This window comes from Massilia sp. NBRC 108631, assembly GCF_059704565.1.
This window is the reverse complement of the sequence record NZ_BAAKJE010000271.1, coordinates 34,177-54,733: the sequence shown is the minus strand read 5'-3', so window position 1 is coordinate 54,733 and position 20,557 is coordinate 34,177. Positions and strand designations below refer to the sequence as shown.

At 61.5% G+C, this 20,557-nt stretch carries 18 protein-coding genes and 1 tRNA gene; 11 read left to right on the top strand and 8 right to left on the bottom strand.

What is annotated here, in order from left to right; genetic code table 11:
* Positions 1-46: 46 nt before the first annotated feature.
* The 3 genes from AC6H42_RS30155 to AC6H42_RS30145 all read left to right on the top strand — a co-directional run bounded on the left by AC6H42_RS30155 (position 47) and on the right by AC6H42_RS30145 (position 5,977).
* Complete coding sequence (locus tag AC6H42_RS30155) at positions 47-3,388, top strand: DUF748 domain-containing protein (protein ID WP_497549643.1); 3,342 nt, start codon at positions 47-49, stop codon at positions 3,386-3,388.
* Positions 3,389-3,594: 206 nt separating this feature from the next.
* On the top strand, positions 3,595-5,814 hold the full coding sequence (locus AC6H42_RS30150; protein WP_497549642.1) for a TonB-dependent receptor: 2,220 nt from the start codon (positions 3,595-3,597) through the stop codon (positions 5,812-5,814).
* An 87-nt stretch (positions 5,815-5,901) separates the two neighbouring features.
* Positions 5,902-5,977, top strand: a tRNA-Asn gene (locus AC6H42_RS30145).
* A gap of 483 nt (positions 5,978-6,460) precedes the next feature.
* On the opposite strand, the gene AC6H42_RS30140 is transcribed toward AC6H42_RS30145, so the two are convergent.
* The 6 genes from AC6H42_RS30140 to AC6H42_RS30115 all read right to left on the bottom strand — a co-directional run bounded on the left by AC6H42_RS30140 (position 6,461) and on the right by AC6H42_RS30115 (position 9,280).
* The gene (locus tag AC6H42_RS30140) at positions 6,461-6,916 is read right to left on the bottom strand and encodes a hypothetical protein (protein ID WP_497549641.1); all 456 of its coding nucleotides are present in this window, start codon (positions 6,914-6,916) and stop codon (positions 6,461-6,463) included.
* Positions 6,917-7,092: 176 nt separating this feature from the next.
* A complete protein-coding gene (locus tag AC6H42_RS30135; RefSeq protein ID WP_497549640.1) occupies positions 7,093-7,563 on the bottom strand; it encodes a DUF4844 domain-containing protein in 471 nt (156 codons plus the stop codon).
* An 86-nt stretch (positions 7,564-7,649) separates the two neighbouring features.
* Positions 7,650-7,745 carry a hypothetical protein gene (locus tag AC6H42_RS30130; RefSeq protein WP_497549639.1) on the bottom strand — a complete coding sequence of 32 codons (96 nt, stop codon included), beginning with the start codon at positions 7,743-7,745 and terminating at the stop codon, positions 7,650-7,652.
* Between the two features lie 4 nt (positions 7,746-7,749).
* A complete protein-coding gene (locus AC6H42_RS30125) occupies positions 7,750-8,133 on the bottom strand; it encodes a DUF2314 domain-containing protein (protein ID WP_497549638.1) in 384 nt (127 codons plus the stop codon).
* 97 nt (positions 8,134-8,230) lie between these two features.
* On the bottom strand, positions 8,231-8,653 hold the full coding sequence (locus AC6H42_RS30120) for a DUF695 domain-containing protein (RefSeq protein WP_497549637.1): 423 nt from the start codon (positions 8,651-8,653) through the stop codon (positions 8,231-8,233).
* Between the two features lie 168 nt (positions 8,654-8,821).
* Positions 8,822-9,280: a hypothetical protein gene (locus tag AC6H42_RS30115; RefSeq protein ID WP_497549636.1), complete on the bottom strand. Its 459-nt coding sequence runs from the start codon at positions 9,278-9,280 to the stop codon at positions 8,822-8,824.
* A gap of 485 nt (positions 9,281-9,765) precedes the next feature.
* Here AC6H42_RS30115 and AC6H42_RS30110 point away from each other — a divergent pair, with 485 nt between their 5' ends.
* From AC6H42_RS30110 to AC6H42_RS30090, 5 genes are all read left to right on the top strand, one after another.
* A complete protein-coding gene (locus tag AC6H42_RS30110; protein ID WP_497549635.1) occupies positions 9,766-11,097 on the top strand; it encodes a sensor histidine kinase in 1,332 nt (443 codons plus the stop codon).
* Positions 11,097-11,849 (top strand): LytR/AlgR family response regulator transcription factor, encoded by a 753-nt coding sequence (locus tag AC6H42_RS30105; protein ID WP_057155903.1) that lies wholly within the window; start codon positions 11,097-11,099, stop codon positions 11,847-11,849. The genes AC6H42_RS30110 and AC6H42_RS30105 overlap by 1 nt, the downstream gene beginning before the upstream one ends.
* Positions 11,850-11,985: 136 nt before the next feature.
* Positions 11,986-13,083 carry a S41 family peptidase gene (locus AC6H42_RS30100; protein ID WP_497549634.1) on the top strand — a complete coding sequence of 366 codons (1,098 nt, stop codon included), beginning with the start codon at positions 11,986-11,988 and terminating at the stop codon, positions 13,081-13,083.
* Between the two features lie 147 nt (positions 13,084-13,230).
* A complete protein-coding gene (locus AC6H42_RS30095; RefSeq protein WP_497549633.1) occupies positions 13,231-14,748 on the top strand; it encodes a S8 family serine peptidase in 1,518 nt (505 codons plus the stop codon).
* 46 nt (positions 14,749-14,794) lie between these two features.
* Positions 14,795-15,028: a hypothetical protein gene (locus tag AC6H42_RS30090; RefSeq protein WP_057155900.1), complete on the top strand. Its 234-nt coding sequence runs from the start codon at positions 14,795-14,797 to the stop codon at positions 15,026-15,028.
* 13 nt (positions 15,029-15,041) lie between these two features.
* On the opposite strand, the gene AC6H42_RS30085 is transcribed toward AC6H42_RS30090, so the two are convergent.
* Positions 15,042-15,596 (bottom strand): YdeI/OmpD-associated family protein, encoded by a 555-nt coding sequence (locus tag AC6H42_RS30085; RefSeq protein WP_229418209.1) that lies wholly within the window; start codon positions 15,594-15,596, stop codon positions 15,042-15,044.
* Positions 15,597-15,758: 162 nt separating this feature from the next.
* Between AC6H42_RS30085 and AC6H42_RS30080 the strand changes: the two genes are divergently transcribed.
* From AC6H42_RS30080 to AC6H42_RS30070, 3 genes are all read left to right on the top strand, one after another.
* Positions 15,759-16,514, top strand: a complete 756-nt coding sequence (locus tag AC6H42_RS30080; RefSeq protein WP_157200961.1) for a substrate-binding periplasmic protein — start codon at positions 15,759-15,761, stop codon at positions 16,512-16,514.
* Between the two features lie 25 nt (positions 16,515-16,539).
* Positions 16,540-18,450, top strand: a complete 1,911-nt coding sequence (locus AC6H42_RS30075; protein ID WP_497549632.1) for a DUF6351 family protein — start codon at positions 16,540-16,542, stop codon at positions 18,448-18,450.
* A gap of 65 nt (positions 18,451-18,515) precedes the next feature.
* Complete coding sequence (locus AC6H42_RS30070; RefSeq protein WP_057155896.1) at positions 18,516-19,319, top strand: ParA family protein; 804 nt, start codon at positions 18,516-18,518, stop codon at positions 19,317-19,319.
* A 12-nt stretch (positions 19,320-19,331) separates the two neighbouring features.
* Here AC6H42_RS30070 and AC6H42_RS30065 read toward each other — a convergent pair whose 3' ends face one another.
* On the bottom strand, positions 19,332-20,540 hold the full coding sequence (locus AC6H42_RS30065) for a citrate synthase family protein (RefSeq protein ID WP_497549631.1): 1,209 nt from the start codon (positions 20,538-20,540) through the stop codon (positions 19,332-19,334).
* Positions 20,541-20,557 lie beyond the last annotated feature (17 nt).

The window sequence follows — 20,557 nt, the reverse complement described above, 5'->3', positions numbered from 1 at the left end:
ACAATGCAAACTTTCAATAAGCCAGCGGATTGGCTAATATGATTCAATGAAAAAGACAACATTACTACGCGTCGTGCCGGCAGTCGCCGCTGGCGCCCTGGCGCTGTATGCCGGCATCGGCTTTCTGGCGCTGCCTGCTATCGTCAAGAGCCAGGCCGTGCAGCTCGTCGCCGACAAGCTGCACCGCCAGCTCACCATCGACGATGTGACATTCAATCCGTTCACGCTGGCGATGGAGATCCGCGGCTTCAAGCTGATGGAGCCGCAGGGCGGCGCCGTTTTCGCCAGTTTCGATGCGCTGTCGCTGGACCTGGCGGGTGAGACGCTGTGGCGCATGGCGCCGGTGGTGCAGCAAGTGCGGCTGGCGCAGCCTTACGTGCACCTGGTGCGCACCGATGCGAACCACTACAGCATAGACGACATCATCGCGCTGGCCGCCAGCCAGCCGCCGTCGCCGGAGCCGGCGCGCTATGCGGTGAACAATATCCAGCTCGAAGGAGGGCGCATCGCGTTCGAGGATATGCCCGCGCGCGCCACGCATACGGTGGAGGGGCTGAAGCTGGGCGTGCCGTTCGTGTCGTCCATGCCGGCCGACGTGCAGGTGTTTGTCGAGCCTTTGCTGAGCGCGAAGATCAATGGCGCGCCGCTGCTCCTGAAGGGCAAGGCGCTTCCGTTCGGCGCCGCGAAGGAAGTGCAGGTGGAATTGAACCTGGACGACGTGGCGCTGCCGCGCTACCTGGACTACCTGCCGGGCAAGCCGAATTTCAAGCTGCCCAGCGCTTCGCTGAGTACGCGGCTGACGGCCAGCTTTGTGCAGCCCAAGGACAAGGCGGCCGCGCTGGTGATACGGGGCGACGCCAGCCTGAAAAACCTGGCGCTGACCCGGCCGGATGGCAAGCCCTTGCTGAAGCTGGCGGCACTGGACGCCAAGCTGGCCAGCCTGGATATCTTCGCCGGCCGCTACGACCTCGCACGCGTGGCCTTCGACGGGCTGGACGTGGAAGTGGCGCGCGACCGCAAGGGGCAACTCAATTTCGGGCAGCTGATGCTGCCGGCGGCTCCCGCTGCAAAAGTGGCGTCCGCGGTGCCTGCAGCATCTGCCGCGTCGGCGGCGCCTGCAATATCTGCAAGCGCTGCGGCAGGGCCGGCTGGCGCAGCGGCGCCTGCGGTGGCCGCCGCCAAACCCGCGCAGCCGCCGGCGGGCACGCTGGTATCGCTGAAGGAACTGGAGTTCACCAATGCCTCGCTGCGCTACGCCGACGACACGCCGCAAGCGGCCGCCAAGGCCGATGTTGAAAAGTTTGCCGCGACCATACGGGGCATCGTAGCCGATACCGGCAAGAAGACCGTGGCAATCGCCGAAATGGCATCCACGGGCGCCAACCTCGCTTACACGCAGGGCAAGCGCGCCGCCGCACAGCCTGCGGCCGGGAAGCCCGCCGGCAAGGCCCGGGACGGCGACGAACCCTACCTGGTGACGGTGGGCCGCCTGGACATCCAGGACTGGTCGCTGCGGGTGGACGACCGCAGCCATGCCGAACCTTCGGTCTTTGCCCTGTCGCCGGTCAGCCTGGCGCTGCAGGACGTCTCCAGCGCTCCCGCCAGCCGCAGCAAGCTCGATCTGAAGGCGACCGTGAACAAGACCGGCCAGCTTGGTATCGCCGGCACGCTGGGCCTGTCGCCGTTCAGCGCCGACCTGGCGCTGGACCTGAAGAATATCGGCCTGCTGCCGCTGCAGCCTTACGCCACCGACTACGTTAACCTGCGTTTCACGCAGGCGGCACTCAGCACCAGGGGCAAGCTGCTGCTGGATACCGGTAAGGATGGCGCGTTGGCGGGCGGCTTCAAGGGCGATGTCGGCTTGAACAACCTGGCCACGATCGATAAATCCAGCTCGAACGACTTCCTGAGCTGGAAAGCGCTGTCGTTCAGCGGCATGGACCTGAAGCTGCAGCCGTTCGCCATGAGCGTGGACAAGGTGGCGCTGAGCGACTTCTTCGCGCGCGTAATCATCGACCCAACCGGCCGCCTCAACGTGCAGGACATCAAGCGCAGCGCCGCCAACGAAGACCGCAGCCTGACTGAAGCTGGTTCGCGCGCCAAGGACGCCATTGCGCAGGCCAAGGCTGCCAAGGCCGCCAAGGCCGACGCAGCCAAGGCCGCCCCCGCAACTGGCGCCGGTGCAGCGCTGGCCGCCGCTCCGGCCGCCGATACAACGCCGCTGCCTCCCATCCGCATCGGCCAGTTCACGCTGTCCGGTGGACGCGTGCGCTTCACCGACAACTTCATCAAACCGAACTACACCGCCAACCTGAAAGGCATAGGCGGCACCGTCACCGGCCTGTCATCGGATGCCAACAGCAATGCCATCGTATCGCTGCGCGGTGAAGTCAACAGCGCGCCGCTGCTGATCTCCGGCCGCGTCAACCCGCTCAAGCGCGACCTGTCGCTGGACCTCAAGGCCGAGGTGCGTGGCATGGAGCTGGCGCAGCTGTCGACCTACGCGGACAAGTATGTCGGCTACGGCATCGAAAAAGGCAAGCTGACCTTCGAAGTAGGCTACCAGCTGGAAAACCGCGCGCTGAAGGCCGAAAATCGCCTGGTGCTCGACCAGCTGACCTTCGGCAGCGAAAGCACCAACCCCGACGCGACCAAGCTGCCAGTGGGCCTGGCCGTGGCGCTGCTGAGCGACCGCAATGGCGTGATCGACATCAACGTACCGATCGGCGGCTCGCTGGACGACCCGGAATTCTCGGTGGGCGGCATCATCCTCAAGATCATCGGCAATGCCATCGTGAAGACGGTGACCTCGCCATTCGCGCTGATCGGCTCCCTGTTCGGCGGCGGCGAAGAACTGTCCAAGCTGGACTTCGACGCCGGCCGCGCCAATCTGCTGCCGGCCAGCGAAACGCGGCTGCGCTCCCTGTCCAAGGCGCTTACCGAGCGTCCCGGCCTGAAGCTCGACATCACCGGCCGCGTGGATCCGGTTGCCGATCTGGAAGCGCTCAAGCACGTCGCCATCGAACGCAAGGTGCGCCAGCTGAAAACGCGCGACCTGCAGGCGCGTGGCGCGGTGCCCGAAGGCGGCGTGGAGGTGGGCAAGGACGAGTACCCGGCTTTGCTGGCGCGCGTGTACAAGGATGAAACCTTTGCCAAGCCGAAGAACGCCATCGGCCTGCAGAAGACGTTGCCGCAGGCGGAGATGGAAAAGCTGATGCTGGCCAATTCCGCCGTCTCCGAAGCCGATGTGCTGGCCTTGGGCGGACGCCGCGCGCAAGCTGCCAAGGAGTGGCTGATCACCACCGGCGCGGTGCCGGCGGAGCGGGTTTTCATCGTCACAGCCAAGGCTTCGCCGTCATTCTGCGGCGTGGACTTCGCGCTGCGCTGATAGCTCTCTTTGGTCTTGCATAACACATATCATGAAAAAAATGTTGTTCGCGTTTATATAGGGCATATATAATTCGCGCTCTTTGATGCAAGGTGTTGGGCCGCGCTACTAGCGCGGCCTTTTGCGTTTTGCACAACATAACACTCCCGGCAAGGGAGGGGCGGAGACACTCTCTCTAACCAAGCACGACCCAGACAGGAATGTGAATGATTAAGATGTCCAAGATGCAGAAGCGTTTTTCCCGCACCGGCAGCGCCGTACTGGCGCTGAGCGCGCTGGTGCCAGCCGGCGCGGCCATGGCCCAATCGGCAGATGCACAGCAAGCGCAAGCCGGCCAGCTGGAGACGGTCACCGTGACCGCGCAGCGCCGTACCGAAAACATCCGCGACGTGCCGGTATCGGTCTCCTCGCTCAAGGATGAAAAGCTGGACGTGATCCTGTCCGGCGGACAGGACATCCGCGTACTGGCTGGGAAAGTGCCTAGCCTGAACGTGGAATCGTCGACCGGCCGCGTGTTCCCGCGCTTCTATATCCGTGGCTACGGCAACGCCGACTTCAGCACCTTCGCATCCCAGCCCGTGTCGCTGATCTATGACGACGTCGTGCAAGAGAACCCTATCCTCAAGGGCTATCCGATGTTCGACCTGGCCAACGTGGAAGTGCTGCGCGGTCCGCAAGGCACGCTGTTCGGCCGTAACACCCCGGCCGGCGTGGTCAAGTTCGAATCCGCCAAGCCTAGCCTGAAAGGCATGGAAGGCTATTACAACCTGTCCTACGCCAGCCACGGCACCACCAACGTCGAAGGCGCGGTCAATGTTCCGCTGTCGAACGAATGGGCGATGCGCGTGTCCGCACTGCGCCAGCACCGCGACGACTACGTCTCGAACGCCTTCACCAAGGAAGACGATTCGATGGAAGGCTACAACGAACACGCCGAGCGCGTGCAAGTGCTGTACAAGCCTAACGCCGACTTCAACGCGCTGTTCAACGTGCACCAGCGCGTCACCAGCGGCAGCTCGCGCCTGTTCCGCGCCAATATCATCAAGAAGGGCACCAACGACCTGGTTGATGGTTTCGACGCCGACAAGATCTACACCAACGGCCAGAACTTCCAGAACCTGAAAACCGCCGGCGGCAACGTGCGCCTGAGCTGGGACCTGGGCGCCGTCAAGCTGTACTCCATCACCGGCTACGAAGCCATCAGCGAATACCTGAGCCGCGGCGACATCGACGGCGGTAACCCGGGCAACGCGCCGGCCGTGCCGTTCCAGGTGGAGACTGCAGGCAGCATTCCAGACCTGAAGCAGTACTCGCAAGAGTTCCGCGTGGAGTCGAAGAATGCCGGTCCGATAAACTGGCAGGCGGGCGTGTATTACTTCAATGAAGATGCCACCGGCGGCACCGACAACTTCAACACCGCCGGCGTGCGCACCACCCGCGTCACCAGCCAGCAGAGGAACACCGCCTGGGCGGCGTTCGGTTCCGTCAACTACGCCGTGAACGAGCAGTTCACCGTGCGCGGTGGCCTGCGCTACACCAAGGACAAGAAGGACTTCAACACCCTGGAAGCGATCAACACCACATTGGTCGGTCCGAAGTCGGTGGAGGCTAGCAAGGACAAGATCAACTGGGACCTGAGCGGCACCTACGCGCTGAACAAGGACGTGAGTGTATACGCGCGCCTGGCGACCGGCTTCCGTGCTCCGAGTATCGCCGCTGCATCGACCTCGGTGCCAATCACCGTGGCCGACGCTGAAACCATCACCTCGGTCGAGGCCGGCGTGAAGGCAGACCTGCTGAACCGCCGCGCGCGCGCATCGCTGAGCGTGTATCAGTATGACGTGAAGAACCAGCAGCTGACGGTTGTCGGCGGCAATTCCAACGTCAATAAGCTGATCAACGCGGCCAAGACCAAGGGTCATGGCCTGGAAGGCGAGATCGAAGGCTTCATCACCAACCAGTTCAAGGTGGCGCTGAGCGGTTCGTACAACTTCACCGAAATCAACGACGCCTCGCTGTCGGTGAACAAGTGTGCGCAGTGTACGGTGACCGATCCGATCAATGCGGCCGGCCGCGTGGTCATCGACGGCAATGCGCTGCCACAGGCGCCGAAGTGGATCTTCAACGCCAGCGCGCGCTACAACTGGCCGCTGGCCGAAGGCAACTTGTTTGTGCTGACCGACTGGTCCTACCGCAGCAAGGTGAACTTCTTCCTGTACGAAGCCAAAGAGTTCACCGGCAAGCCGCTGACCGAAGGCGGCGTGCGCGTGGGCTACAACTGGGCGGGCGGCAAGTATGAAGTGGCAGCATTCGGCCGCAACATCACCGACACCCAGCGCATCACCGGCGCCATCGACTTCAACAACCTGACCGGTTTCATCAACGAGCCGCGCCAGTGGGGCGTGCAGTTCAAGGGCAGCTTCTAAGCAGCCCGCAAGCTGTCCGGGGTCGGGAGAATATTTTCAACCTGCTCTGGACAGCCTGAAAAAGGCTCACTATAATGTGGCCTCTTTTCCCTGATAGCTCAGTCGGTAGAGCGACGGACTGTTAATCCGCAGGTCCCTGGTTCGAGTCCAGGTCGGGGAGCCAGAATTCAGCAGCAAACAAAAAGCCCAGCCTTAACAGGTTGGGCTTTTTGCGTTTCAGATGCCTTCTGTTCGCGCATAGCGGGCCGCAGTGAGGCTATTGTGCGAGGGGATGGCTACTCCTGAGGCGAGGTTCGCATGGTGCCGGGCGGCGGTTGACGGGACCGCGGATGCTGGGCCGAGCAGGAGCGGATAGGGAGTCTGGGCCGTCACAGATTATTATCGATCTCGGTCTGACCTGCCTGCAACTTCCGTTCTCGCCCCTAAGCAGACCGTGAACAATACGCGATGATTACGCGCGATGCGTTAAAAGCTGGTCGTGGTTCAATCGGCGCCCGCGCTGTTTGAGTTAGAGGATAAAAGTTCGGGGTCAATATTTTCGTTGATAAAGTTTGTTAAAACCAAATCCGAGGCCATGACTACGCTAAGTACCGAGTTAATTCGCTCCTGCGTTAAGATTAACGACATGCTCAGATTTCTGTTGGGATTATGTATTAAAAATGACGCTCCTGAAAATACCTTCAAGATTTTCAATATCCGAATATTGTATTGTAGATTCAGTTTCAGGTGCATTTTTCAATTTCCACGCGAGCTGCTTGGTTTGCTTGAAGAATGGCTTCTCCAGCAAAATGGAGAAGGTCTTTTCAATATTTTCTATATTTTGAAAACTCAACCCATCCGCTACTAACTCTAGCGAATGAATGCGATTCACATATATAGCTAGAAGGTCATCTATCTTATAACTTTTATCATGCAATTTTTTATTTTTTTCAAATGCCTCAGCTCTGCATAATCTGAAAATGGTATCTAGCATATCGCGAAAATAGACCTCGACTGCTGTCACGACGTTGATAACATGACTCTTTACAAGAGTCTCTATAGTCGCTTCGCTTGCGCCCAGTTCGACCACTTCTTTTAAAGCAGAGTCAGTGGCTTCATACAATTCTACGAAAGCTTTAATCGGGCGTCTCGCCCTGCTCGCTCGACATTTTTAATTGCTTGTAATTTTGACTATGTCCATATATTCGAATCCGCTTATGAAGCGGGTCTTGAAACCTGGTACTGGTTATTGCGAAATGATGTGGAAAACTTTAGCGGCCAGTGGGCTGCTTCTGGCCGTTAGAGGAACCAGCCATACGGAAATCCGTACCGCCACACATTGAATAGCTCAGAGGAACTCTCAACTCCACAAATTTGCATCACTTTCGTCAGGTACGCCAGAATTTGATCACGTTCCTCAGATTCTGAAGTATCGAAATTAGCCAGCGTAGCTTTCATTGCTTTAAGCACGGTCGAACGTTGTGGCCGCATGGGCAGCTCAGCAATCAGTGACTGAATTGCCGAATCCACTGCTGCCTGCGCAGCTGACCTTTGCGACTCATTGACTGCCCCAGGGTAGAACGTACTGGTATCTGGTCCAAACTTATGCTCCAACTGCAAACTACGCAAGCGCTGCATAACCTCAGGTGTTACAACCAATTTCTCATCATTAAAGCCAGTGGGCCAAACATAAAAAGTTAGTCCGTACATCCCGGCAAGTATGATCGTCAAGAGGAATAAAAGCGCACCTGCAAATATCTTCAAAAACAACTTGACTCCTATTTATTAGTTCGCAAAAGTTCAACGTATGGCGGCTATTGGCCGGTAGCGGCCCAACGTGATTAAAAGTTGAAACGCTAATTCTCGCAGGTAAATCCATAGTCCTTCTTATACCTGGCGACGTCATCCTTAGGCAAAGATTTGAAGAGAGCGCAGACGGTGAAACTGCCCATCTGCTTACCTTCCCGTTCGTAGCCCCAGTCGGAAATTTGCTCTCGCTTGAATTCGTATAACCCCCCCCCATTCCACTGATTTGACTACCTTTGGCTCATTCGCGAGGATGCCTGCGAATCCGCTGTTGACTTCTTTGAATGGAGTCATCCAGAAATGTTCAACGCCGTTGTTGTCGGACATCATCACCTTTAACTTGAAACCCATCGCGCCAGCAGGCGGATTTCTGGATATGGCAAGGAAGCTGTCCAACGTGCTTCGTGCTTTTTCTATTGCCATGGCCATATTCTTATCTTGAACGCTGACCATTTGGTGCTTGTCGGCGATTTTGTCGTCGGCATAGCTAAGGCCGGAGAACAGCGGCAACAGCATCAATGCAAATTTCATCATACAAGTGCTCACTGAAATAGTTGGCTAGCTAGACAGCCCAGTTCACAAGAAAAACCAAAGCCAATGTCAGTCTCTTGGCCGCTAACAGTCCGCATACTCAACTCGCGCCGCTGATTGCGCTGAAGTCATCGATGAGGTCTCGAAGTTCGGACCATGTTTCGTCCTTGTAGAATTTGATTTCAATCGGGAAACGCGGTTTTCCGGCGGCGTGGGCATTGAATTCCTCAAGGAATCTGTCGCGATTCGCGATGTAGTAAACAAATTCCCTCAACCCCGCGCCGACCCGACGATAGACTTCAACACAAAACTCCGGACGCTCGATGCATTCAAGTGCCATCTCAAGTGACAGCATTAGTTGGTTCTCCTCGGTCCGAGGCATGCCATTGTCTGGGAATCCATCATATTCCCACCGGACTACGGTCAGCCAAGGGATGGCATGCCGTGTCGCCTCCACCGGCATATGTGGAACGTACGTCCAAATAATTGGCAGACCGTCTTTCATCGTTTCAACGACGCGCACGAGTGATTCTGAGTTAATGGTCATCGCTGAGAAAAGTACTCACACTTGGGGGGTATGGAAACGTCCGTTGTTGGCCGGACCCGGCCGTTGGCGCTCAGGATAGCATGTTGCCGAAAAGGAAAAGTCACGAAATGTCACACCCGGCAGAACGCGCCCCGCAGCGGACGGTCACGCGGGCCGATCGAATTCTTGGGCCATCTCATCAGTGCCGTTACGAATGCCTACTTTCTGGCATATCCACCAGTAGGCGAGTCCGCTTGCGAGCCCCGATCCCAGATAATTCAGAGAATCATAAAGACCGGATTGCGCCCAGCGGACAGATGTGAACGGTCCAGCAAGCTCGATCCAGATAGGTATGGCACAGATAAAGCCGGCCATTCCGAACTGCCACCAACGCGTTAGACGTAACTTCCAAAACAAAAACGCAAGCGGTAATCCGAAGATAAGCGCGGCAATTATCGCGATAGGAAACCCGATGAACCAAACCAGCGGCAACGCGCACCAAGTGCCCGTTCCATGGGCAAGCCCAACGCCGCAGGTGCTAAATGTAGCTGCAGTCACGCCAATAACCGCAGCGACGCCAAGCATCGACGCAGTACGGAACACCGACTTGATAGTTAGAGGCACTGTTTCTCCATGTATGCGGTCGCGGTTTGCGAGACAAAGGCAACTCAAGAGCGGCTGCTTTTGGCCGAATGCGGTCCTTGATCACAGGATAGCATGTTGCCAATCCAAACAAACACGTGTTCCCGCCAGGACGGGCATGGCACGGACGTGACTCAGATGGGATCGCACTGAGAATTTAATTTTGGTTGGGGGCACTAGCATGCGTCTTTCGTCGCGAGGCGGCATGGCCTGGTCAGAGGCGCCGTCGCGGCGCGTCGCTTGCATTTAGTGCGGTTGCCTCATGCCCGCGCCAGTTGCGGCTTTCCCGCCGAGGTGGGCACATGCCGATATTCGTCTGGACCGCCAGGCCCAGTCGGCGATTCGGTCGGCGGTGTTCATCCCGCTGGCGCCGGTTTCCTCCCCGGTTTGCGGGTGTTCGTCGCATGGGCAAAACACGCGCAGCCGAGCCGCTAGAATGGCGGGACAGGTTCAACACGAGGAATTTAATGAGTTCTCCCGGATTTTTGCCATTCAACGCTGCTCCCGTGCCGGAAGTCAAGCACGACCGCCGCCTGGTGCGCCGCTACCTGCTGCAATCGGCGCTGCGCTTCAATGCCGGCTCGCTGCTGTTCCTGTCGCTGGCGATCGCGCTGCTGCCGCTCTGGCTGAACTTCGGCACGGCTGCGCCGGGCGAATCCGAGGCCCGCAAGCTGAGTCCGTACATGATCGGCGGCATCGTGCTGGCGGTGATGGCCTGGTTCGCGCTGCTGTCGAGCGGGATCGCGCGCAGCTATCTGGTCCGGCTGGGCGAGGAGGGCAAGGCGCTGTGTGCCGAGGGGATGGCTTCCTCGGTGGCGCGCCGCATCGATGCGCCGTTCAATTCCAGCATCACCTTTGACCTGTGCACCGAATCCTTGTCGGGACTCGCGCTCGGCACGGCGCTTGGCTACTCAGGCCCACCGGCGTTCTTCCACGATCCTTTCAAGGGCCGGATCGTTCTGGGCCGATGGCGCCCGATGGTGCTGGGGCGCCATGTCGAGGTGCGGGTATCGTCCGATTTGGGGCCCAGTTGCCACATCGAACTGCGTTGCCGCCCGGGCCTGGCCTGGTTCGCGATCCAGCAGGGCGAGTCGCTGAAGGCCGCCGAGATGGTGTGCGTCCAGCTGCGCCAGCACCTCGCGCGCCATGCAAACGTATTGGATGCGGCGCGTCGTGAACGCGAGCTGGAACGCACCTCGCTGCAGGCGCGCCTGTCGGCCTTGCAGGCCCAGGTCGAGCCACACTTTCTGTTCAATACCCTGGCCAATCTGAAGTACTTGATCCGCACCAACCAGCAGGGTGCGCAGGACATGCTCGACCACCTGGTCGGCTATCTGCAGAACGCGTTACCGGATATGCGCTCGGTGTCCTCGACCCTGGGACGGGAGATGGATCTTGTTAGCGACTACCTGGCGGTGATGCGCATCCGCATGGGCACGCGCCTACGCTTCGCAGTCGACGTGGAAGAGAACTTGCGCGGCTTGCCGTTCCCGCCCGCGATGCTGATCTCGCTTGTGGAGAACGCCGTCAAACACGGGTTGGAGCGGGCCAGCCGGCCTGGCCTGATCACCATCAGCGCAAGGTGTGAGAGCAAGGGGAGCGGCGAGTTGCTGGGCGTGTCTGTGGTTGACGACGGCGTCGGCTTGACTGAACAGGCCGGGCAGGGCACGGGACTGGCCAATATCGCAGAGCGCCTGCAGCTGTTGTATGGACGCGAGGCGAGCCTGTTCGTGGCGCCCGGCGACGGACAAGGCGTGCGCGCCGTGCTGACGGTGCCGGTGGCGGGGAGTCCTGCCTGATGCCCCGCGCCCTGATCGTCGAAGACGAGCCTCTGCTGCGGGCGGAACTGACGGACCAGTTGCGCGTCCTGTGGCCCGAGCTGCAGATCGCCGGCCAAGCCGAAAACGGCATCGACGCGGTGGCGGGCATCGATGCGCTGAAGCCAGACATCGTGTTCCTGGACATCCAGATGCCCGGCCTGAACGGCATGGAGGTGGCGCGCCATATTCCCGAGTCCTGCCAGGTGGTGTTCGTTACGGCTTACGCGGACTATGCCCTGGCCGCTTTCGATGCCGGCGCGTCCGACTACCTGGTCAAGCCGCTGACGACCGCGCGCCTGCTGCAGACGATCCGTCGCCTGAAGTCGCGTGTGGTCGCAAGCCCGCCGCCGGCCGTGTGGGAAAAGCTGTTCGAGCAGGAACGCGCGCCTGTATACCTGAAGTGGATCAAGGCTTCGAGCGGCAATACGGTGCGGCTGGTGATGGTGAGCGAAGTGCTGTACTTCCAGTCGGACGAAAAGTACACACGGGTGGTGACGGAGAACGGCGATGCGCTGATCCGGCTGCCTCTCAAGTCCCTGCTCGAGCAGCTGGACCCACAGCTGTTCGCGCAAATCCACCGCAGCGCCATCGTCAACCTGCAGGCTGTCGACCGGATCGAACGCAGCGAACAAGGGGGACGCGGCGGCGCCGGCCTGGAGGTGATCCTGAAGGGCCGGGCTGAGCGCTTGACCGTTAGTGAAGCGTACACCAGGCAGTTCCGCCAGATGTAGCTGGCAGCGGACAGGAAGCGTTCAAGTAGCACGCGGCATCGTGGCACAGTCGATGCCGACGGCATCAGGCAACACAAGAGCATTACAGCGTTTGCACCTTTTGATTCATTCATCCCATATGGAGCCAAATCCTACTATGCGACACATCCTTCCCGCCGCAGCCATGATCTTCTGCGTCATCGCCCTCCCCACCGCCAGCGCACAAGAACAAAAGCCCGCCGCATCCGCGCAACAATCGCGGTCGTTGAGCGCGGCAGACAAGGCCGCTGCCGTAGACCTGTTAGCCCAACGCCTATCCGATAAATATGTTTTCGCCGACGAAGGCAAGAAGATGGCTGCCGCCGTCCGCAATCATTTGCTCAAGGGCGACTACCAGAAGGCTGCGACGGAGACGGAATTTGCAGGCTTGCTGACAACACATATCCAGGCTGCCCACCCGGACAAACACCTGAGCATCCGCTACGTTCCCAATGCGCAGCCTGACCGCCCGCGGCCCTCTCTCAACCAGGCCATGCCTGCCGAGGTTCGGCAGCGTATGACCGAAATGGGGCAATACCTCAATTTCTCCTTTGAAAAGGTAGAGCGCCTACCCGGCAATATTATGTACCTCAAGTTCAACGGGTTCTTTGATGCGGGTATCGCCAATGCGGCTGCCACAGCCGCCATGAATCTGGCAGCCAATGGCAACGCGATGATCATCGACTTGCGTGAAAACCGGGGCGGCGACCCGCGCATGGTGGCGCATGTGGCAAGCTACCTGCTTGGCGACAAGAAGGTACATCTGTCGGACATATACTTCCGGGCTGACAATGAAACCAATTCCTTCTGGAGCGATCCAGCCGTTCCCGGAGCGCGCTTTGGCGCAGACAAGCCTGTCTACGTGTTAACCAGCGGCCAAACTTTCTCCGCAGCCGAAGATTTCACATACAACCTCCAAGCGATCAAGCGCATCACGGTAGTCGGTGAAACCACCGGCGGCGGTGCGCATCCAATCCAGCCGTTCCGTATCGATCCGAACTTGGTCGCCGTCATACCGGTAGGGCGCTCGATCAACCTGATCACACAAGGCGATTGGGAGGGGACCGGCGTGAAACCTGATGTGGCCGTTGCATCAGAGAAGGCTCTGACAAAAGCAAATGCGCTGGCCCTGCGTCAGGTGCTACCGAAAATCAGCAACCCGAACGAGCGGTCAATGCTTGAGAAAAAGCTCGCGGAATTGGAAACGGCTTTGTAAATCTGAACAAAGGTGCGGATGCTTGCGTCCGCGCCAATATGGATACCAGACGCGCGAGCGTCCTTCGCCGATTTATCGTGTTAGCAACTCCTTGCCAAAGGCGGTACTATCCCCAGATCTCGTTTCCATTCAGAAGGGTAGATCGCAATGGCCGTCAAACCATCCAATGTCCAACGTTATGTGCTGCTGTCCAACCGCGGGCTGTATTCGCCGGCGCTCAAGCTGACCGTCACCAGCGAGGAGAAATTCAACCGCGCCCTGTTCGTGCGGACGGGGTTGCAGACCACGGCCAAGGCGGCCAAGCCGAAGACGGTGAAAGTGGTCCATTCGACGGCGGAGACGGGGCCGAAGCTGGTGGAACTGAGCGATGCGGAGGCGGCGGCGCTCAAGGCCAGCAACGCGGGCATCAAGCTGGTGCCCGAGGTGCGTTACCACGTGGCGCGCAGCCCCAGGCTGCAGATCGTGAAGCAATCGACCGGCAAGGCGCAGGCCAAACCGGTAGCCGGCATCGGCTTGAAGGTGACGGACGCCGGCACGGGCAAGCCGGTGAAGGGTGCGCAGGTGGTGGCGTTTACGGACTTGGCGGCCGGCGTGGGGCAGCAGGGAACCACCAATGCCAAAGGCCTGGTGAGCCTGAAGTTCACCACCACCAGCAAGAAGCTGGAACTGTTGCTGATCTACGGGCCTGCCGGTTATTGGGACTTGTGCGAGCGGTCGGTGACGATCAAGGATGGCGGTGTGAAGAGCATCGCGCCGGTCGACCTGGCCACGCCGGATTATCTTGATGCCTTGTATGGGCACCATGCGGCCGATGCCGGCGCCGGTGTGCGGGTGGGCGTGATCGATACCGGCGTCGATGGTGCTCATCCAGACCTGGCGGTCGCGGGTGGCGCCGCCTTCGTCGCGGACGAGAACGATGCCGGCGGCTGGGGACCGGCCAAGCTGGAAGGCGAGCACGGCACGCATGTGGCGGGCATCGTTGGCGCGCGCGGCCAGCAGCCCAGCGGCAAGCAGGGCGTGGCGCCGGGCGCGACGCTGTACAGCTACCGGGTGTTTCCGAATGCGGGCGGCGGGGCCAGCAACTACGACATCCTGCGTGCGATAGAGCAGGGCGTGGCGGACAAGTGCGATCTGCTGAACCTCAGCCTGGGCGGCGATACGCCCGATGAAGCCGTGCGCGACGCCATCAAGTCCGCCTTCGACCAGGGTACCCTGTGCATCGTGGCAGCGGGGAACGATGGCCGCCAGCCGGTGTCCTACCCTGCTGCATGGGCCGAGTCGGTTGCGGTGTCGGCGGCAGGCAAGCAGGGCACCTTCCCGGCCGATTCGTCCGAGCAGCTCGATGTCGCGCCGCCGGCGGCAACGAGCAATAAGGAAACCTTCATTGCGCAGTTCTCCAACATCGGCCCGCAAATCGATCTGACCGGGCCGGGCGTGGGCATCGTCTCCACGTTGCCGGGCAAAGGGCATGGCGTGATGAGCGGCACCTCGATGGCTTGCCCTGCGGCGGCGGGGGCGGCCGCCGTGCTGCTGGCTGCGCAGCCGAAAGTGCTGGCGATGGCGCGCGACCGCAAGCGGACCACCGCCATGCTGGCGGTGATCAACGCGGCTGCCAAGCCGCTGGGCTTTCCCAAGGACCTGGAGGGATTGGGGCTGCTGCCTTGATGCCGGTGCGGCCGGCGGTTGCCGGCCGGCGTGCTATATTGAAGATATGAGCCAGCTTATCTTACGACGCACGAATGCAGCGGCGGTGTCGGCCGAGGAGGCGCTTGCCTTGCTCGGCACGCTGCCGCAGGGGCGCGTCATACATCACAGCGGGAACAATATCCTGGCCGATATCGCGCCTGAGAATGTGGCTGAGTTGCGGCAGAAGCTGGACGGCTGGATCGTGTCGCCGCAGGGGGAACGCATTCCCGTACCCGACACGCGCCGGCACATTTCGTAGCCGCCTCCCTGATTTAGTCCTTCAGCCCCTTGCCTGCCAAGATGTGCGGTACGCATTTCTCCACCCTGGCCGTGCGCGTCTTGGACTGCTTTGCTTCGGCAAAGTGCAGCAGGTAGGCGCGCTGCCGTCCCGGCGTGAGCGCCTCGAACGCCTCCTGCAGCTGCGGCGAGTCGTCCAGCCTGGCCTGGAACTCTTCCGGCATGTCGAAGTCCGCCGTCTCCTTGAACTCCACGCTCAGGCCCGCTTTTTCGACAGCGACGGCTTCCTGGACATAGGCTTTCACGACGGCTTGCATCTCGTCGACCTGGCTGGCGCTGGTAAAGCGGATCTGACGCCCTGCCTGCACATTCTTGGTCTGCTGGATCAGCACGCCTTCTTCGTCCTTGAGTAGTGAGCCCTTGAAGAACAGGATGGCGCAGTATTCTTTGAAGGTATGGATCAGGACGATGTTGGCGTCGTTGAACGTGTAGCAGGGCACGCCCCATTTCAGCTCTTCGTTGAGCTGGCAGTCGAGGATGATGGCGCGCAGTTTGCGCAACGCGGCTTGCCAGGTCGTGGCTTGTTCCACATACGCGTCAACCTTTGGGTTCGTCTCTTTTTTCTTCATAGTCTGTTGTCCCGTTGCGAGCGATAAAGTCGGCAGAAAGATTGTCAATATAGCATAGCTCCGGGGCTGCTAAAACGGCCTGGTATGCTATGCTGGGACATCGCATAGCCCGTCTCCCGATAGATGAAAATCGTCCCGACCTTCATGCTGTGCTGCCTGCTGTCGTGCGCGACGGAGGCCGCTGGCGTTACGCTGTGCGTCAGCGATCGGCCTGCTGCGCCGCTCACTTTTCCCGACCATGAAGGCCAGGCGCAGTATCTGGTGCGGCAAGCCGTGCGCGTGGCGGGGGCGGAAGCCAGTTTCGTGGTGCTGCCCTGGCGGCGCTGCATCGAATCGGCGCGGGCGGGCCAGGTCGACGGCGTGCTCGCCGTGCAGGCCTTCCACGCCTACAAGGATTTTTTGCGCTTCCCGCTCAAGAACGGCGGACCGGACCCCGTGTTCGCCCTGGGCGTGGACACCTGGGTGGTGGTAACCGCGCCCGGCAGCGGCGTCAGTTGGGACGGCAAGGCGCTAAAGGGCATCACCACGCCGGTTTCCTATCCGGCTGGCGTCAACGTGCTGCGGCATGCGCTGGACAATCTCGGCATCCGCCACCTGGACAGTGCGAAGACGGCGCTGCAGTTGATGCAGATGCTGAACGCGCAGCGCCTGCAGGCAGTGGTGATACGCGAAGCCGACGCCAGGGGATTTCTGGCGCAGGACGAGTTCAGGTCCTTGCGTGTTCTGGCGCCGGCCTTCCTGGTGGCGGACGCTTATCTGGCGTTTGGCAACGGTTATGCACAGTCCAATCCGGCCGTGGTGGCGGCAACATGGGAAGGGATACGGCGCATACGCGCCTCGCGCGAATGGACGGAGCTGGCGCCGGCGCTGGCGAAGTAGCGCAGACCATAACAAGGAGCATGCGATGGCAGATTCGAGACTTTGGGCCGCCGGAACTGCGGCGCTGATCGGACTGGCCGCCTGCGGGCAGGCGTGGGCCCAGCCGCTGCAGCAGCCTTTCATTTGCCGCACCGAGGAGGCCGGGCTGGGCCAGCCCCTGGTGGACAACCAGCAGGGCATAGGCCACCCGGTGTTCGACGCGGACCGCAAGCTGCTGGGCCACAGCCAGCACTGCAACATCCACACCCGCGTGCTGCGCTTCTATTACAACGGCAGCCGCTTCAAGACCTACGATGCGGCCGATCCGCCGTCGGACATGCGCACCGTCGCCGTCAACGGCGCCAAGGTGCCGTTCGTGGTGCGGGTGGAGGTGGGCAGCATCAACCGCTTTCTTTACACCATCGCCATGCTGGAGCCGGCCGCCTGGAACCGCAAGCTGGTCTACTGGATGCGCGGCGGCGTCGGTATCGGCCACCAGCAGGGCATACCGATGTGGGTGAACGAACGCCTGAACAGCTCCGAGCGCTTGCTGATGCCCAAGCTGCTGGAGCAGGGCTACGCGGTGGCCAGCTCCTCCGGTAACGAGACCGGCGTGCACTACAACATGCTGCTGGCGGCGCAGACAGCCTTGCTGACCAAGGCGCGCTTCGTGGAGGCCTACGGCAAGCCGCAGGCCACGATAGGCATAGGCGGCTCCGGCGGCGCGGTGCAGCAGTACATGTTTGCGCAGAACCAGCCAGGCCTGCTGGATGCCGGCATCGCCATCCAGTCCTATCCGGACATGGTGACACAGACCATCCCCATCTCCGATTGCCCCTTGCTGGGCCAGTACTTCAAGGAGGAAGCGGAGCGCAACCCGGCTTCGCTGTGGGCGAAGTGGCGCAACCACACGCTGATCCAGGGTATGAATGCCAGCGACTCGTCCACCGAGTGCATCGCCGGCTGGCGCATGGCGATGCCGACCGTGCTCAATCCCGTCTACAAGGATCCGAAATTCGACGCCGGAGCCAGGCAGTATGGCTATCCTTCCAGTGTGTTCGCGCGTGTGAAATGGACGCACTGGAACGACCTGGCGGAGGTGTATGGCGCCGATGCCGCCGGCTACGCGCCCATCCCGGTCGACAACGTGGGCGTGCAGTACGGCCTGGCGGCACTGGCGCAGGGGCGCATTGGCGCGGAGGAGTTCTTGCGTATCAATGCGTGTGTGGGCGGCTGGAAGGAGCAGGCCGAATTCGTGAATTGGGACAAGGACGCCGACCCGTTCGACAGCCGCAACATGAAGCGCAGCGCCACCTGCCGCGACCCGGCCGGTACGCCGTCGCCGCGCCGCGCGGGCGACCTTGCGGCCATGCAGAAGGCGTATGCGTCCGGCCATGTGTTCACCGGCCAGCGCCTGGGCATGCCGGTGATCGACCTGCGGCCTTACCTGGAGCCGAAGCTCGACATGCACAACGCGCGCCAGTCCTTCTCGGTGCGCCAGCGCCTGCTGGACGCCAATCCGGCCGAGGCGAAGCAGCAGGTGATCTGGTTTACGCGCCTGGATGAGGACTTGAGCGCGCGCGTGATGGAGGCCTTGCCGGTGCTGGAGCGCCACTTGGCCGGCGGCGCCGCTGCGGCGGACTTCACGGATAAGTGCTTCGACAATGGCAATACGCTGATCGCTTCCGGGCCGTCCGTCTGGGACGGCGTATTGGACCGCAACCCGGCCGGCGCCTGCACCAGGGCGTTTCCGGTGTACAGCAGCCCGCGCATGGTGGCGGGCGGTTCGATCAAGGGCGACGTATTCAAGTGCGCACTGAAGCCGGTGGATGCGGCGCTGGCCGATGGCACGTATCCGCCGGCCGTGCAATTCTCTGCTGCGCAAACGGCCTGGCTGCGCCGCATCTTCCCGCAGGGCGTGTGCGACTACGCGCAGAAGGACGCCGGGCGGCCCTGAGTTGGCAATCTGCTAAAATTGTGGCATCCCCTTCGCATACCCTATGTACCGGAACTGGAGCAGGCATGAAACGTGTGATATTCAACCAGAAGGGCGGCGTCGGGAAATCGACCATAGCCGTGAATCTCGCCGCCATTGCGGCCTACCATGGCAAGAAGACGCTGCTGATCGATATCGACCCGCAGTGCAATTCGAGCCGCTACCTGCTGGGCGACGCGGCCAAGGAAATCGAGCCCACGGTGGCGGGCTACTTCGAGCAGACCCTGAATTTCATGGTGTTCTCGCTGTCGGCGCGCGGCTATGTGCATGAGACCAGGTTCGAGAACCTGTCGCTGATGCCGTCGCACCCGGAGATCGGCGAGTTGCAGTCCAAGCTGGAGTCGCGCCACAAGATCTACAAGCTGCGCGACGCGCTCAACGAGCTGTCCAAGGAGTTCGACGAGATCATCATCGATACGCCGCCGGCCTATAACTTTTTCACGCAGTCGGCGCTGATCGCAGCCGACACCTGCCTGATTCCGTTCGACTGCGACGACTTTTCGCGCCAGGCCTTGTACACGCTGATGAACAACGTGGGCGAGATCAAGGCGGACCACAATCCGGCGCTGGAGATCGAGGGCATCATCGTCAACCAGTTCCAGCCGCGCGCCAATCTGCCGCAGCGCATGGTGGACGAGCTGCTGGCGGAGGGCCTGCCGGTTTTGCAGAGCAAGCTGTCCAGCTCCATCAAGGTGCGCGAGTCGCACGAGCGCTGCCTGCCGATGATCCACCTGGACAGCCGCCACAAGCTGTCGCAGGAGTTCCTCGCGCTGTACGAGGAGCTGGAGTTCGCGCAGCAGAATCAGGCCAAGGAGCGCAAGCGCGGCTGAGCACGGGCCGGTTCAAGGCCCGGATGGGGCAGATTCTCCGAACTCGCCGAACTTGCCGACGTAGCGGGCGCGCGGCCGTATCATGCCGCCGTCCGCCGCTTGTTCCGCCGCGTGCGCCAGCCAGCCTGCGGAGCGGGCCAGGGCGAACAGCACGATGCCGCTGTGCGGCGGCAGGTCGAGCACCAGTTCCAGCGCTGCCAGTGCGAAGTCCGAATTCGGCTCGGCGCCCTTGATTGCCGCCGCTTTGGCCGCCAGCGCCAGCACGCCTGCGGCTTGCGGCAAAGGCTCCATCATTTCCAGCAACTGCGTGGCGCGCGGGTCGCCGTCCGGGTACAGCGGATGGCCGAATCCGGGCCGCATGGGCACCAATTCCGCAGCGCCCGTTCCGTTCAATTGCGCCACGATGACGTCCTTCGCCATCAGGTAATGGCCGCCGTGCTCGGGGCCCGACAGCGCGGCCAGCCCCGCGCACAGCACTGCCGGCAGCGCTGCGCCGGTGGAGGCGACGCAGCGCACAGTAAAGGCCGAGGTGTTCAGTTCGTGGTCCGCCATCAGCACCAGTGCGGCGCGCAGCAGCTCTTCGCCGATGCCATGCACGCCCCATGCACGCGCCACTTGCCGGTGCAGCGGCTCGGCGGTGATCTCCGCATTCAGCAACAGGCCGGCCAGCATGCGCATCAGCTGCGCGGGTGGTGTGCCTGCCTCGCGGCCGGCCGGCGCCGCAGCGACCAGGGGCAGGTATGCCATGGCGCGCTGCAGCGGCGCCATGTCGCGCGCCAGCTCGGCGACGGCAGGAGGCAGCGGAGTCGGTGCAGCCGGGGAGGGCGCCGGCTGCGAAGGCGCTGCGGCCTGTGGTGATGGCGCCGCCAGCGTGCCGGTCGCGCCCCACAGGATGGCTGCGGCCTGCTCCAGCGTAGCGTGTGCGGCCAGCGCGCTGCTGTCTTGGCCCCGGTAAAACAGCTTGCCGTCCGCGATCAGCGAGATACGCGACTCCAGCACCGGCACGCCCCAGCTCATGGCCGCGGCCACCGCGTGCCCGGCGCGTTTTCCGTCTGCCTTGCGCGCGGCGAGGCGCAGCACCTCTTCGTGCGCATAGCGCTTGCTGCGCGCCTTGCCGTCGGCGATGGAGGTGAGCATGCCCCGGCTCACATAGGCGTACAGCGTGGCGGCCGACACGCCGAGTATGGCCGCCGCTTCCTTGGATGAGAGCTCTTTCTTCATGCTTTATTTGTGTTGAT